At 34.1% G+C, this 13,213-nt stretch carries 14 protein-coding genes; 7 read left to right on the forward strand and 7 right to left on the reverse strand.

Annotation, left to right across the window (positions count from 1 at the left end):
- Window positions 1-19 precede the first annotated feature (19 nt).
- A complete protein-coding gene (locus AC2DGP_RS09305) occupies window positions 20-307 on the reverse strand; it encodes a rhodanese-like domain-containing protein (protein WP_484489785.1) in 288 nt (95 codons plus the stop codon).
- 189 nt (window positions 308-496) lie between these two features.
- Here AC2DGP_RS09305 and gpmI point away from each other — a divergent pair, with 189 nt between their 5' ends.
- From gpmI to AC2DGP_RS09320, 3 genes are all read left to right on the forward strand, one after another.
- A complete protein-coding gene (gene gpmI / locus AC2DGP_RS09310; RefSeq protein ID WP_484489786.1) occupies window positions 497-2,014 on the forward strand; it encodes a 2,3-bisphosphoglycerate-independent phosphoglycerate mutase in 1,518 nt (505 codons plus the stop codon).
- A gap of 177 nt (window positions 2,015-2,191) precedes the next feature.
- On the forward strand, window positions 2,192-2,659 hold the full coding sequence (locus tag AC2DGP_RS09315) for a hypothetical protein (protein WP_484489787.1): 468 nt from the start codon (window positions 2,192-2,194) through the stop codon (window positions 2,657-2,659).
- Window positions 2,659-3,933, forward strand: coding sequence for a YHYH protein (locus AC2DGP_RS09320; protein ID WP_484489788.1), 1,275 nt, complete (start codon window positions 2,659-2,661; stop codon window positions 3,931-3,933). The genes AC2DGP_RS09315 and AC2DGP_RS09320 overlap by 1 nt, the downstream gene beginning before the upstream one ends.
- Before the next feature lie 112 nt (window positions 3,934-4,045).
- On the opposite strand, the gene AC2DGP_RS09325 is transcribed toward AC2DGP_RS09320, so the two are convergent.
- The gene (locus AC2DGP_RS09325) at window positions 4,046-4,759 is read right to left on the reverse strand and encodes a T9SS type A sorting domain-containing protein (protein WP_484489789.1); all 714 of its coding nucleotides are present in this window, start codon (window positions 4,757-4,759) and stop codon (window positions 4,046-4,048) included.
- 225 nt (window positions 4,760-4,984) lie between these two features.
- Here AC2DGP_RS09325 and AC2DGP_RS09330 point away from each other — a divergent pair, with 225 nt between their 5' ends.
- From AC2DGP_RS09330 to AC2DGP_RS09340, 3 genes are all read left to right on the forward strand, one after another.
- Window positions 4,985-5,392 carry a BT0820 family HAD-type phosphatase gene (locus AC2DGP_RS09330; RefSeq protein ID WP_484489790.1) on the forward strand — a complete coding sequence of 136 codons (408 nt, stop codon included), beginning with the start codon at window positions 4,985-4,987 and terminating at the stop codon, window positions 5,390-5,392.
- A gap of 86 nt (window positions 5,393-5,478) precedes the next feature.
- Window positions 5,479-6,297, forward strand: coding sequence for a type I methionyl aminopeptidase (gene map / locus AC2DGP_RS09335; RefSeq protein WP_484489791.1), 819 nt, complete (start codon window positions 5,479-5,481; stop codon window positions 6,295-6,297).
- A gap of 12 nt (window positions 6,298-6,309) precedes the next feature.
- Entirely contained in the window at window positions 6,310-7,071 is a 762-nt protein-coding gene (locus AC2DGP_RS09340; RefSeq protein WP_484489792.1) for a class I SAM-dependent methyltransferase, read from the forward strand.
- Between the two features lie 211 nt (window positions 7,072-7,282).
- Here the strand turns inward: AC2DGP_RS09340 and AC2DGP_RS09345 are convergent, their stop codons facing one another.
- Complete coding sequence (locus tag AC2DGP_RS09345) at window positions 7,283-7,594, reverse strand: hypothetical protein (RefSeq protein WP_484489793.1); 312 nt, start codon at window positions 7,592-7,594, stop codon at window positions 7,283-7,285.
- A 223-nt stretch (window positions 7,595-7,817) separates the two neighbouring features.
- Complete coding sequence (locus AC2DGP_RS09350) at window positions 7,818-8,819, reverse strand: FAD:protein FMN transferase (RefSeq protein WP_484489794.1); 1,002 nt, start codon at window positions 8,817-8,819, stop codon at window positions 7,818-7,820.
- Window positions 8,820-8,923: 104 nt separating this feature from the next.
- Between AC2DGP_RS09350 and AC2DGP_RS09355 the strand changes: the two genes are divergently transcribed.
- Window positions 8,924-9,769 carry an OmpA/MotB family protein gene (locus AC2DGP_RS09355; RefSeq protein WP_484489795.1) on the forward strand — a complete coding sequence of 282 codons (846 nt, stop codon included), beginning with the start codon at window positions 8,924-8,926 and terminating at the stop codon, window positions 9,767-9,769.
- Between the two features lie 76 nt (window positions 9,770-9,845).
- On the opposite strand, the gene AC2DGP_RS09360 is transcribed toward AC2DGP_RS09355, so the two are convergent.
- The 3 genes from AC2DGP_RS09360 to leuB all read right to left on the reverse strand — a co-directional run bounded on the left by AC2DGP_RS09360 (window position 9,846) and on the right by leuB (window position 13,197).
- Window positions 9,846-10,427: a MiaE family protein gene (locus AC2DGP_RS09360; RefSeq protein WP_484492494.1), complete on the reverse strand. Its 582-nt coding sequence runs from the start codon at window positions 10,425-10,427 to the stop codon at window positions 9,846-9,848.
- A gap of 91 nt (window positions 10,428-10,518) precedes the next feature.
- Complete coding sequence (locus AC2DGP_RS09365; protein WP_484489796.1) at window positions 10,519-11,973, reverse strand: sulfatase-like hydrolase/transferase; 1,455 nt, start codon at window positions 11,971-11,973, stop codon at window positions 10,519-10,521.
- A gap of 168 nt (window positions 11,974-12,141) precedes the next feature.
- Entirely contained in the window at window positions 12,142-13,197 is a 1,056-nt protein-coding gene (gene leuB, locus AC2DGP_RS09370) for a 3-isopropylmalate dehydrogenase (protein WP_484489797.1), read from the reverse strand.
- Between the last annotated feature and the right edge of the window lie 16 nt (window positions 13,198-13,213).

Raw genomic sequence — 13,213 nt, forward strand, 5'->3', positions numbered from 1 at the left:
TTTTATTGTTTAAATATTTTTACATGTATTGATCTACATTTTCCCATGGACCACCATTGATAATATCAATACCGTGTTGCTTTAAAAAATCAGTAGCCTGACCGCTTCTAGCACCACTTCTACAAACAGCAATTACTTGTTTCCCTAAGTCTTTTACTGTAGAAATATTTCCAGGTATTCTATCTAACACGATATGTTCAGATCCTGAAACATGCCCTTCAGCATATTCAGCGTCAGTTCTTACATCCAATACAACTGCCCCATTTTTCAAGTATTCTTGAATTTTTTCATTATCAAAATTTGCCATTTTTTTTATTTTAGTTTGTTCGCTAACAAAATTAATAAATAAGAAAATAAATTAACTATAAATTTAGATCAAATCTTAAGCACCTAAATTATTTTATCTAACAAACTCAAACGAATTCGTTAATATTTACTGCTATTCAAATATTATTCATAAATCATTTTTATCTTTGGGCAATTAAATTTTTACAACATGGATAAGAAAGTAATCTTGATGATATTAGACGGTTGGGGTGTTACACAAGACCCTAAAGTCTCTGCTGTTTTTAATGCAAAAACTTCATATATAGACGGTCTATATAACAAATTCCCAAATGCTACATTGCGTACAGATGGAGAACATGTTGGATTGCCAGAAGGCCAAATGGGAAATTCTGAGGTTGGACATATGAACCTTGGAGCTGGTAGAATTGTATACCAAAACCTAGCACGTATCAACAAAGCTGTTAAAGAAAAAACATTAGGTAAAGAAAAAGTACTTTTAGATACTTTGAATTACGCTAAAGAAAACAATAAAAATATTCATTTATTAGGACTTGTTTCTAATGGAGGAATTCATGCACATATTGATCATTTAAAAGGAATTTTAGATGTAGCCAAAGAGAATGAAGTAGAGAATGTATTCTTACATGCCTTTACTGACGGACGTGATTGCGATCCTAAGTCTGCTCCTTACTTTTTAAATGAAGTTCAAGAGCATATGAATATTTCTACTGGAGAAATTGCGACAGTAACTGGTCGTTACTATGCAATGGATAGAGATAATCGTTGGGAAAGAGTTAAAGCGGCCTATGATGGATTGGTGCATGCTGAAGGAAAGAAAACTACAGACATCATTAGTGCAATTAATGAAAACTACGCGGAAGGTATTACAGATGAATTCCACAAACCGATTGTAGTAACAAATGAAGATGGTACTCCGAAAACACAAATTAAAGAAGGAGATGTCGTTCTATTCTTTAACTATAGAACTGATAGAGGTAGAGAATTAACAAATGCATTATCTCAAAATGACTTCCCTGATTTTGGAATGAAAAAATTAGATTTATACTACACAACCATCACTTTATATGATGAGAGTTTTGAAGGAATAAATGTAATTTACAATACAGACAATATCAAAAATACCATTGGTGAAGTACTTTCTGCAGCAGGGAAAAAACAAATCCGTATTGCAGAAACAGAAAAGTACCCTCATGTTACTTTCTTCTTCTCAGGCGGACAAGAAACTCCTTTTGAAGGGGAATCAAGAATCTTAAGAAACTCTCCTAAAGTTGCCACTTATGATCTTAAACCTGAAATGAGTGCTTACGAATTAAAAGAAGCTCTTTGTGAAGATTTAGAGAAAGGTGAAGCTGATTTTGTATGCTTAAATTTTGCAAATGGTGATATGGTTGGTCATACGGGAATGATGGATGCAGCAATTAAAGCTTGTGAAGCTGTTGATGAATGTGCGCAAGCTGTTATTGAAACAGGTTTGGCTAACGGGTATTCAACATTACTTATCGCTGATCATGGTAACTGTGAAACAATGATGAATCCTGACGGAAGCCCTCATACTGCACATACTACCAACCCAGTTCCTATGATCCTAATAGACAAAGATTTGAAATCTATTAAAGATGGTGTACTAGGTGATGTAGCCCCAACAATATTAGAATTAATGGGAGTAAAACAACCAGAAGAAATGACATGTCACTCTTTGTTATAAAGAGATTTTTTAAATAATCAGAAAGCCCAATACAAATTGTATCGGGCTTTTTTTATAGCCTTTATTTGAGTAGCTTTCTTAAAGTCTCTTCCCGTACATCTACATTTATAATCAAAAATATTTAACAATTGACCTAGGGTTTTCTATTTGTATCTTGTTATTAATTAAAAAAACAACATGAGAAAAATTATTTTATTAGCTCTCTATTTTGTGCTATGTTCTTTAACATTGCATGTACAAAGTATTGGAATCTGCACTGTTAAAGAAACAAAAAATGCATTGGAATATAGTTTTGTATTTCCAAAAGAAAACATCCCTAAACTTCATAGTTCATTAAAAAACTACAATGATGAGCTCAAAGATTTATTGATGCTACAAAATCTAATTCACGAAAATATTGGTATTAGCATCAATGATAAAACAGTCCCTTTGGTATACAACACTACCATTTCGGAAGCGAAATTCATAACCCTCAAATTCAAAACCACTAAAGACAAAAAAATAAACTCGTTAAATATCAAAAATAAAGGACTTACTTTCCTAAATGACCACCATACTTCTTTTGATTTTTGGTTATACCTTCAAAACAAAAAACGTCTTTTCAAACTCAACGAAGATCACAACTCTATAAACGCTACCTACTAATGAAAACTTTACAACTAATTTTTTGCTCAATAATATTTATAAGTTCCTCTAGCTATGCTCAATGCGATTCTGCCGCCATTTTTGCCGAAGAATCGGAAAATGCAGTATGCACAGAGATCTCCGGAAACGTAAAATATGTATATGCTAACTCTATACCAAATCATGCAGCTGGTGGTCTCAATGGGGGGTTTAGTGTTTTAGGTCAAGATGACACCTGGACTATGTGTGCCTACCCAACCTTAGGAGCAAGCACTACACAATTGTATGGAGATGATGAAGCTCAGGGATGTAATACTGATGGATCCTATAAATTTGGTGTAGCCGAAAACGGTGTACTATACGCGCCAAGCTCTACTGAATATTTTGAAATTTTAGATTCAGAAACTGGCATTGCAACCGGCGAATATAACTACGATTGGAATATTGAAGCCGTAAAAGCTTTTGGTATGAACTCTCAGGGCGCACATTTGAATGCGAAAGGCGAATACCATTACCATTCCATTGCTACTGATTACTTCACAAAAACCACCGGTGTAAACTTAGGAATTGATGGAACTGCATTCTCTCCTATAGTAGGATATGCGGCAGATGGCTATCCGGTTTATTACAAATACGCATACACAAACGCAAACGATAGTAATAGCCCTATTATAGCGTTTGATTCTGGGTGGCAACTAAAATCTGGGAATCGACCAGGAGATGGCTTTTCCGCCCCAGGAGGAGCCTATGATGACGAACCAAATGATGATAATGGAGATGATGGTTTGTATATTGAAGATTATGAATTTGTTCAAGCCAATACTGACTTAGATGAATGCAATGGTCGATACGGAGTTACACCTGATTACCCACAAGGTACGTATTACTATATACTTACTGATAGTTGGCCATATATACCTAGATGTTTTAAAGGAGCACATGTAGATGAGTCCTTTTTGATAGGTCCCTCTAACGTATGCCCAGATTCATCCGCAGACACAAGTTGCTCGGCGAGTCCATCTTTAGCTGTACAAAAATTAGATTTTGTAAACAAAATTAAAGTATACCCTACGGTCGTAACTACCTCTTTCAAAATCCTAACACCAACCACCATCCCTGAGGGAGTTTACCAAGCTGAGTTATTCAATAGTATGGGAACGTTAATTTTGAGTAAAGAGAACCTGAAAGAGCAAAATGTAATTGGTTTAACGTATGGAATATATTATCTAAAAATCTCAATAGCAAGTACCAGTGTGATCAAAAAAATTATCATTAATAAGCAAAATAATCTTTAAAAGAAAGTGGGCACATAAGCTACATATTACCTTCAACATCATGGTAAATAGTATGACAAAAAAAGCCTAAGAGATATTTCTCCTAGGCTTTTTGTAAAATAAAAATTTCAATCTAATTTTTAATTACCTGAATAATACCAAAATCCGTTTTCACAGAGTATATTCCAGAAGGCAAAAATGTTACATCAATTGACTTTCCTCCAGCAGGGGAAGCAACCAATCTACCTGTTACATCAAAAACAGAAAAGACAGAACTTTCTTTTCCAAAATTTACAATTCCTTGTGTTGGATTAGGATAAGCACCAATAGATGGAGACTGCTCAAAATCTTCTATACTTAACAAATCAATTTCCGCTTGAGACTTAACTGAAATCAATTGGTTATCACTAGCTCCTGCTCCTCCAAAAACTTGCATATCTGTGTCACCTCCTTTGTAATAAGCTAAATAGATCAAAACTCGGTAAGACTTAGTTTCATCAGAGGATAAATCTTGAGAACCAGGGATGGTAATTGTCCCTGTAGGATCCGCATAGGAAGGCCCAGCACCATCCACAGTAGTCCAATCGCTACCTAGATTTGCATCCGCAGCAGCATCATATGCTTTTTCTTGAAAAGCTACTAACGTAAACCATTTTGTATCGGGAACACCATCAGTTGATCCTAAAGTATAATCAATAGTGTAACTCAACACATCACCTGGTTTCACAACATACTCTCCTGATAGTAAATAATCTGATTTATTGGTCCATGTAAATGTTGGAGGAACGATTTGTGCATAGCTTAACATACCAGAAATCAAAGCAATAATGAGTGTAATTTTTTTCATAATTTAAATTAAGTTTTAGTTATTCTTCTAAAATAACACATGCTTAAATCCGCTCAAAACCAAAAGCCCAAATGTGAAGATCAAGTCTATTAAATACCTTAAAATAATAACACTAGTCAACTACCTCCTAGACAATTAACTGCCTAAACTAGACAACTAGACAGTTTTTAAAATAGGTTATAAGCAACAAAAATTGTAATTTGCTAACTCTTAACCCCTAAACCTATGGCACTTCACAAGCACATTATTATTGGAGTTGATTTTGATGGTACCATCGTTGAAGACAACTACCCAAAAATTGGAAAAGAACAACTATTTGCTTTTTCAACTTTAAAAAAACTTCAAAGTGCAGGGCATCGATTAATTTTATGGACCGTTAGACATGGAGAGAAATTAGACGAAGCTGTGGAATTTTGTAGCGCAAACGGAATTGAATTTTACGCTATTAACAAAAACTATCCTGAAGAAATTCAGGATGGCAAAATCTCTCCTAAAATCTATGCTGACTTGTTTATTGATGATCGAAATGTTGGTGGCTTTATTGGTTGGGGTAAAGTACATCAAATATTTTTCGAAGATACACCTCAATTGAAAAAGAAAAACAAAGGTTTTTTCTCCTTTCTGAAAAAATAGAACTTCTTACATCATAATAATTTTTAATTTTCCGATTAAAAATATTTTATTTAAAGTAACTTTGCGCTCAGAAAAACATAGCCTTTATGATAACTATAAAAACGTTAGAAGAAATTGAATTGATGCGCGAAAGTGCACTCATTGTATCTAAAACATTAGGAATGCTTGCTACTGAGGTTAAACCAGGCGTTAGCACTTTACATCTAGATACTTTAGCAGAAGCTTTTATTAGGGATCATGGAGCAGAACCTGGGTTTTTAGGCTTGTATGATTTTCCAAACACGCTTTGTATGAGTCCCAATGCTCAAGTAGTTCACGGAATTCCAAATAAAGATCCTTTAGTTGAAGGAGATATTATTTCAATTGATTGTGGTGCCTTGAAAAATGGTTTTTATGGAGATCATGCTTATACCTTTGAAGTAGGAGAAATTGATCCTGAAACTAAAAAACTTTTGGAAGTAACGAAACAAAGTTTGTACGAAGGTGTTCGTCAATTCAAAGCAGGTAATCGTGTTGGAGATGTAGGTTATGCGATTCAAAAATACACAGAAGACCGTGGTTATGGAGTTGTAAGAGAATTAGTAGGTCATGGATTGGGTCGTGTGATGCACGAGGACCCTGAAATGCCAAACTACGGAAAAAGAGGACGCGGAAAAAAATTCACCGAAGGAATGGTTGTTGCCATAGAGCCGATGATAAACATGGGTACTAAAAGCATCAATCAGTTAAATGATGGATGGACCATTTTAACTAAAGATGGCAAACCTTCTGCTCATTTTGAGCATGATGTTGCGATAGTAAACGGAAAACCAGAATTACTTTCTACCTTTAAATACATTGACGAAGCTTTAGGTATAGAAACCAATGCGGAAGATGAATTCAGAAGTGTACCACTTGTACTATAAATATGCTCCTGAATGTCGCTTTTTAAACTTATTTTAAATACCATTCCTAGACCATTTTTAATAAAGATGAGTTATTTAGCTCAACCTTTTGTAAGTTTTTACCTTAAGGGGGATAACTTTACAGATCCAATAGACGGCAAGTCATTTAGAAAATTTCTTCCCTATGGATACGGCATACAACGAGAAAATGTACTTGCACCTGGAACGCTTTCTTTAGAAAGACACCGCCTATTATGGTTGTACTTGAAAAGCACTAATTTTTTCTCAAAAAATCAAAAGGTATTACATGTAGCTCCAGAGCAATGTTTTTATAAGCTTTTTAAAAAACAAAAAAATCTAGACTACCTTACCACAGATTTATATTCTCCTTTGGCAGATGTAAAAGCAGATATTTGTGCGCTCCCTTTTAAAGATGATTCTTATGATATAATTTTTTGCAATCATGTCCTAGAACACATCAACGATGATAAAAAAGCAATGCAAGAATTATTTAGAGTGTTAAAACCAGGAGGAATGGGAATTTTTCAAGTCCCTCAAGAATTGGACAGAGAAAAGACCTATGAAGACTTTTCTATTACAGACCCGGAAGATCGCAAAATTCATTTCGGACAATACGACCATGTAAGAATATACGGAAAGGATTATTTTAACAAACTTAGAAACATTGGCTTTCAGGTATCAGAAATAAAATCTTCCGACCTCGCTAGCAACGAAGAAATTGAGAAATTTAGATTAGCCCCTTCTGAAATTTTACCCGTTTGTATCAAACCCTAATGAGATTTTAAAAACTCATCTAAGCTTACTAAAGAAGTACCTTTTTTTATAATTTCATTTTTCTCATTCACAAACTGATATGTTGAGTTACTCTTAACAAGTACAGTTGTACTTTGATAAATTCCATTTTAATTTATTGTTTTTTGGATAGCACCACCTACAGTAAAAAACCGAATAAGATTCCATCTTGATTATAATGGCACTGAACCAACTAAATCACCACCAAGACTGACATTTCCGATGATTTTTGATACCACAATATTGTCAAGGAATCAATCCTACGCTCCTCTTTTTTCCTTAATAATTCAGCCGCCAGAAGCTCCGCTTTTATTTTGTTCTCTGCTTCAATTTTTTCTTCAATATCTACGTATAAATAGAGTACCTTATTATATCGTTCTGAACCTTTATCTGTATTGAGATTAAAATATTTCTTAGCATGCTCCTTAGCTACTGGGTAATTTTCTAATTGAAAATAAATCATTGCCCCAATTTCTTCCATTTTAGCGTTAGATTCATTACCCAATAAATTCTTCGTTTTATCAAAATAAACCAAGGCCTTAGACAGCTCTTTGTTTTACAATTGCTATTCAGATTTTACCAAATATATCTCTGCACTAGATTGCCCATAAAACTGAGAAGAAAAAAAATAATAAAAGAAAGAGAATTCTGTACATATAATTTGAAGTAAAAGTCAGTTAATAAAAAAATACCGATCTTAATTTACTAAAAAAACACTAGCACAAAAGTTACTCGTTTAGTGTGAAATTCGAAAACTCTTGAGTTTCTCCGCTCTTGTCCGAATAAATAAGGAATACTTTTAATTCCTTGTGATGTTTTATAAACTTTTTAGTTTCTTCATAGCCCATAGCCATAAAAGCGGTAGCATAACCATCTACATCAGCACAGTCCAAATCAGCAATGACAGTGGCACTTAACAAATCTCTTTTCGCGGTATAGCCTGTTTCGGTATCAATTGTATGTACATATTTTTCACCTGTAAGTGAATCGATCTTAAACTTTCTATAATTTCCGGAAGTAGCCATTGCTTCATTCTTTAATGACACTATTTGTTGAAGCGATCTTGAACCATCAAAATTTGGTTTTTCAATACCTATTCTCCAAAACTTTCCAGAAAAACTTCTCCCTTTGGCACGGACCTCTCCTCCAATCTCTACCAAATAATCTTTAATTTTTTTCTCATCAAGAAACCTAGCAACAATATCTACACCATATCCCTTTGCAATTGCATTAAAATCCAAATAAATTTTTGGATCCTTCTTTGTAACGCAACATTCCGTTAACTGAACCTTATCAAAACCTACTAACTCAAGGAGTCCCTTAATCTTTGAATCCTTGATTTCTCTCATTCCTTTTTCTGGCCCAAAGCCCCATGCATTTACTAAAACACCTATTGTCGGATCAAAAACCCCATCTGTCTCCAGATAAATTCTATTAGCTTTGTGATAAACTTCTTTAAAATAGGTATCTACTTGAACATTCTCTTCTCCAGAATTTATTCTAGAAATATCAGATGTTCCATCGTAAGTTGATAAAGACGCATTCACTAATTTGAATAGGCTATCAATACGAATTGCATAATTCTCACCGTGCTCAGACAAATAAGTAATATGAAAACTTGTACCGAAAACATTTCCCTCTAATTTATACTCTTTTGGCTTGATTTTTGCACATGAACTGCAAATCATTAGGATTAACAAACCATTTATTAACATTTTAAATTTCATCATCTTGTGTAAATCAATTAATTATATCTTTGAATATTGAACTTTTAAGTTCTTTTATATAGATATTTTAATATATTTGCACAAATTAAATCATTTTACTCAAAACCATGAAAAAACTTATAGCATTATCTACAATCTGCGTATTATTATTGTCTTCTTGTGTTTCTAAGAAAAAATACACTGACTTACAAAACGCAAACAATGATACAAACCAAGAATTAGCAGCGGCTAAGACTGATTTGAACGCTTCTTCTAATGAATTAGAAAAAGAGCAAGCTAAGAATGCTGCTTTAGAAGATAAAATCGATTACTTGTTAAAAGGAAACGAAAAAACATTAGAATTTGTAGATAACTTAACTGTTATTTCTAAGTCTGCTTCAGATAACGTAAAAGAAACTTTAGAGCAATTAGGAAAAAAAGATGAGTACATCAAACATATCCAAAATGCAAACTCTAAAAGAGATTCTATCAATTTAGCGGTAGCTTTCAACTTAAAGAAAGTTTTAGACGAAGGTTTAAACGACGAAGATATTCAAGTTAATATCGAGAAAACTGTTGTTTATATCTCTATCAACGATAAATTATTATTCAACTCTGGATCTTACACTGTATCAAACAGAGCTAAGAAAGTTTTACAAAAAGTTGCTGATGTAATCAACGAAAGACCGGAAATGGACGTTATGGTTGAAGGACATACAGATTCAAGAACTATCAACACTGAAATCTTAGAAGATAACTGGGATTTATCTGTAAAGCGTGCAACTTCAGTTGTTAGAACTTTGCAAAAGAACTACAAAGTAGCACCTGAAAGATTGATCGCAGCTGGTAGAAGTAGTTATGATCCTTTAGTAGAAAACAATTCTGCTGCAAACAGATCTAAAAACAGAAGAACTAAAATTATTATCCAACCTAAATTGGATCAGTTCTTAGAATTATTAGAAGAAAAGAACTAAGAATTTATAATTCTTATCAGAATAAAAAAAAGCTCCTTCAGATGAAGGAGCTTTTTTTTATACCGATATATAAGATTTAACCATGAATTGTTTCGCTCTTACCATACTTAGAAATAATATCATTTTCAAAAGCCAACCACTCTTTCCATCTTTTATCAACATCCGTTCTACCACCATATTTTCTGGCATAACCAATAAAAGTAGTATAATGCCCAGCTTCACTTATCATCAATTCTCTATAAAAAGAAGACAACTCTTTATCCTTTATATTTTCTGACAACACTCTAAAGCGCTCACAGCTTCTAGCTTCAATCAAAGCAGAGAACAATAACCTATCAACCAAAGCATCTTCTCGAGTTCCACCCTTTTTCATAAATTGATACAACTCCCCTACATAGGGATCCTTGCGCTCTCTTCCTAAAACACCTCCTCGCTTTTTGATAATTTCGTGCACCATTTCAAAATGCTCAATTTCCTCCTTAGCAAGTGCTAACATATCAGAAACCAAATCCGTTAAATTTGGATTAAAAGTAATAATGGTAATCGCATTGGTAGCAGCTTTTTGCTCACACCATGCATGATCCGTTAGAATTTCATCAATATTCTTTTCTACTATATGTACCCACCTTGGATCTGTAGGTAATTCTAAGTGTAACATTTTTCCGTCCTTCATATTGCAAAGATATTATTCTAAAAACAAAAAGAGGATGTTTTTCAACATCCCCTTTTTTAATCGAATAAATTAATTCTTATTTCTTTTTAGTAATATCTTTCTTATAATAACTCGGAACGGCGTTTTCATAAAATTGATCTCTTAACTTATGATAGCCTTTATAGCCGATCATTTTCCCAGGAATATTCTCTTTATTCCATGTTTCCCATGACAAACGTAAAGATTTAGCTTTCTTACTATTTTTGGCAGCCATGTCATTTTCTTCTGAAACATCTTTTCTTAAATAAAACAATTCCGGTTTTTTACTGTCATGATCTTTTACATGTTTTACACCATCAGCATCTAAAACCGACCACTGTTTCCCGTTAGACCCACGCCAATAAATTGCTTCGTGTGGGGCTTGCTGTCTTTTAGACGTTGTAAATGGTATTAAATTCACACCTTCCATCTTATTTCCAGCCAATGCATCACCTCCTGCTACTTCCACGGCGGTTCTACCAATATCCAAGGAATTTACAGGATAATCGAACACAAGTCCTGCCGGTATTTTATTTGGCCAACAAGCCATAAAAGGCACATGTACTCCTCCATCATACAAATTACCTTTTCCTCCTCTAAACGGAGCATTGCTCGAACCATTCCCTTTTGTCGGACTTTTTTCAGATGACTGAGGTCCACCATTATCACTCAAAAAGAAGATCAACGTGTTTTCAAAAATTCCATTTTCCTTAAGAGCACCAACAACCTCACCAATCCCTCTATCCATCACATCAACCATTGCTGCATAAACACGACGCTTTTTATCCTTTATATGAGAATACCTCGCCACATCTTCTTTTGGAGCTTGCAAAGGCATATGAGGGGCATTGTAAGCCACGTACAAAAAGAAAGGATCCTCTTTATTATCATTTACAAATTTCACCGCATCTTTACTCAAAGCAGTTGTTAAATAGCCTTCAAAATCAGCAGGCCTTTTATTTCTCTGCAAACCTTGAAGATAAGCCTCCCAAACTCTTTTGGTCAAATCAATTCTAAAATAATCATGACCACCTCCAAGAAAACCATAGAAATAATCAAAACCTCTATTATTAGGATGAAATTGTTCTGCAGTTCCTAAATGCCATTTTCCAATAGCACCTGTAGTATACCCAACTTCTTGCAATCTTTTAGGAAACAATACTTCATTCTTATCGATTCCCATCATAGGGTTTGCGGGATCGTAAGCTGGATTTGTTTCAAACCCAAAGCGATAGGGATATCTACCAGAGAGTATAGCAGCTCTACTTGGGCCACAAAAAGGATGATTCGCATACCCTTGTTTAAAAACAACACCCGATTTTGCCAAAACATCTAAGTTTGGGGTTAAGATATCTTTTGCTCCAGTAAAGCCTGCATCTTGATAACCCATATCATCTGCCATAAACACAATAATATTGGGTTTATCTGATTTTCTTTGCGCATTTATACCATAACATAATACGAATACTACAATTAATATATAATTCCTTTTAAATTGATTTAAACAAGTCATCTGTTATCATTTATATTAGATTGCAATTTAACTCAACATGAATACATAGTACAAATCAAATGTTTATTTTACTACCACTCAAGTTCAAATTCAGAAAATAAAGGGTTAAAATTTGACATAAAAAAAGGAGATGTTTTTCAACATCCCCTTTTCTAATCTTATTATCGCTTAGATACTTTTTGCTAAGAAATCTCCTACTTCTATCGTTCCATAAGCTTTAGCTCCATTTGCTAAATCTTCAGTAACAACTCCTTCAGACAATGCTTTATTTACTGCATCTCTAATAGCTTTACCTTCTTCTTGTAAACCAAAGTTTTCAAACATCATGGCAGCAGACAAAACTGTAGCCATTGGATTTGCAATATTCAAACCAGTAGCTTGTGGATAAGATCCATGAATAGGCTCAAACAATGCAATATCAGCTCCCATAGAAGCAGATGGCATTAATCCCATAGATCCAGATATAACAGAAGCTTCATCCGTTAAAATATCTCCAAACAAGTTTTCTGTAATCAATACATCGTAAGAGTTTGGCCATTGAACCAAACGCATCGCTACAGCATCAACAAATTCATAAGCAACTTCAACCTCTGGGTATTCTGCTTCTAAACCTTGCACTGTTTCTCTCCATAAACGAGAAGTTTCTAAAACATTTGCTTTATCAACACAACATAATTTTTTTGAACGAGTCATTGCCAATTCAAATCCTTTTCTTGCCAAACGAGTTACTTCTTCTTTTGTGTAAACACAGTTGTCAAAAGCAGTATCTCCACCGTCTCTTCTTCCTTTTTCTCCGAAGTAAATACCTCCTGTCAATTCACGTAAAAAAACCAAATCAGTTCCTTCGATACGCTCTTGTTTCAATGGTGATTTATCTAATAAAGATGGGAATGTAAAAGTTGGACGCACGTTAGCGAACAAACCTAATGCTTTACGCATTTTCAATAATCCCTGCTCTGGACGAACTTTTGCAGAAGGATCATTATCAAAACGAGGATGACCAATTGCTCCAAATAAAACAGCATCAGAAGATTTACAAATCTCATGCGTTGCATCTGGATAAGGTTCTCCAACTGCATCAATTGCAGCTGCTCCAGTTAAAGCTGGCTTCCAAGTAATCTCATGACCGAATTTACTTGCTACAGCATCTGATACTTTTACTGCCTGATCAATTACTTCAGGTCCGATACCGTCTCCGGCTAAAAGGGCAATGTTTAATTTCATTTTCTTATTATTTAAT

This window comes from Flavicella sp. IMCC45537 (assembly GCF_057197705.1).

Bases quoted from the DNA above. Each gene is read 5' to 3' on its own strand.
- AC2DGP_RS09330 (WP_484489790.1), top strand. From the start codon at position 4,985: ATGGCACTTCACAAGCACATTATTATTGGAGTTGATTTTGATGGTACC.
- AC2DGP_RS09365 (WP_484489796.1), bottom strand. From the start codon at position 11,973: ATGACTTGTTTAAATCAATTTAAAAGGAATTATATATTAATTGTAGTA.
- AC2DGP_RS09360 (WP_484492494.1), bottom strand. From the start codon at position 10,427: ATGTTACACTTAGAATTACCTACAGATCCAAGGTGGGTACATATAGTA.
- gpmI (WP_484489786.1), top strand. From the start codon at position 497: ATGGATAAGAAAGTAATCTTGATGATATTAGACGGTTGGGGTGTTACA.
- AC2DGP_RS09315 (WP_484489787.1), top strand. From the start codon at position 2,192: ATGAGAAAAATTATTTTATTAGCTCTCTATTTTGTGCTATGTTCTTTA.
- AC2DGP_RS09305 (WP_484489785.1), bottom strand. From the start codon at position 307: ATGGCAAATTTTGATAATGAAAAAATTCAAGAATACTTGAAAAATGGG.
- map (WP_484489791.1), top strand. From the start codon at position 5,479: ATGATAACTATAAAAACGTTAGAAGAAATTGAATTGATGCGCGAAAGT.
- leuB (WP_484489797.1), bottom strand. From the start codon at position 13,197: ATGAAATTAAACATTGCCCTTTTAGCCGGAGACGGTATCGGACCTGAA.
- AC2DGP_RS09350 (WP_484489794.1), bottom strand. From the start codon at position 8,819: ATGATGAAATTTAAAATGTTAATAAATGGTTTGTTAATCCTAATGATT.
- AC2DGP_RS09320 (WP_484489788.1), top strand. From the start codon at position 2,659: ATGAAAACTTTACAACTAATTTTTTGCTCAATAATATTTATAAGTTCC.
- AC2DGP_RS09340 (WP_484489792.1), top strand. From the start codon at position 6,310: ATGTCGCTTTTTAAACTTATTTTAAATACCATTCCTAGACCATTTTTA.
- AC2DGP_RS09355 (WP_484489795.1), top strand. From the start codon at position 8,924: ATGAAAAAACTTATAGCATTATCTACAATCTGCGTATTATTATTGTCT.
- AC2DGP_RS09325 (WP_484489789.1), bottom strand. From the start codon at position 4,759: ATGAAAAAAATTACACTCATTATTGCTTTGATTTCTGGTATGTTAAGC.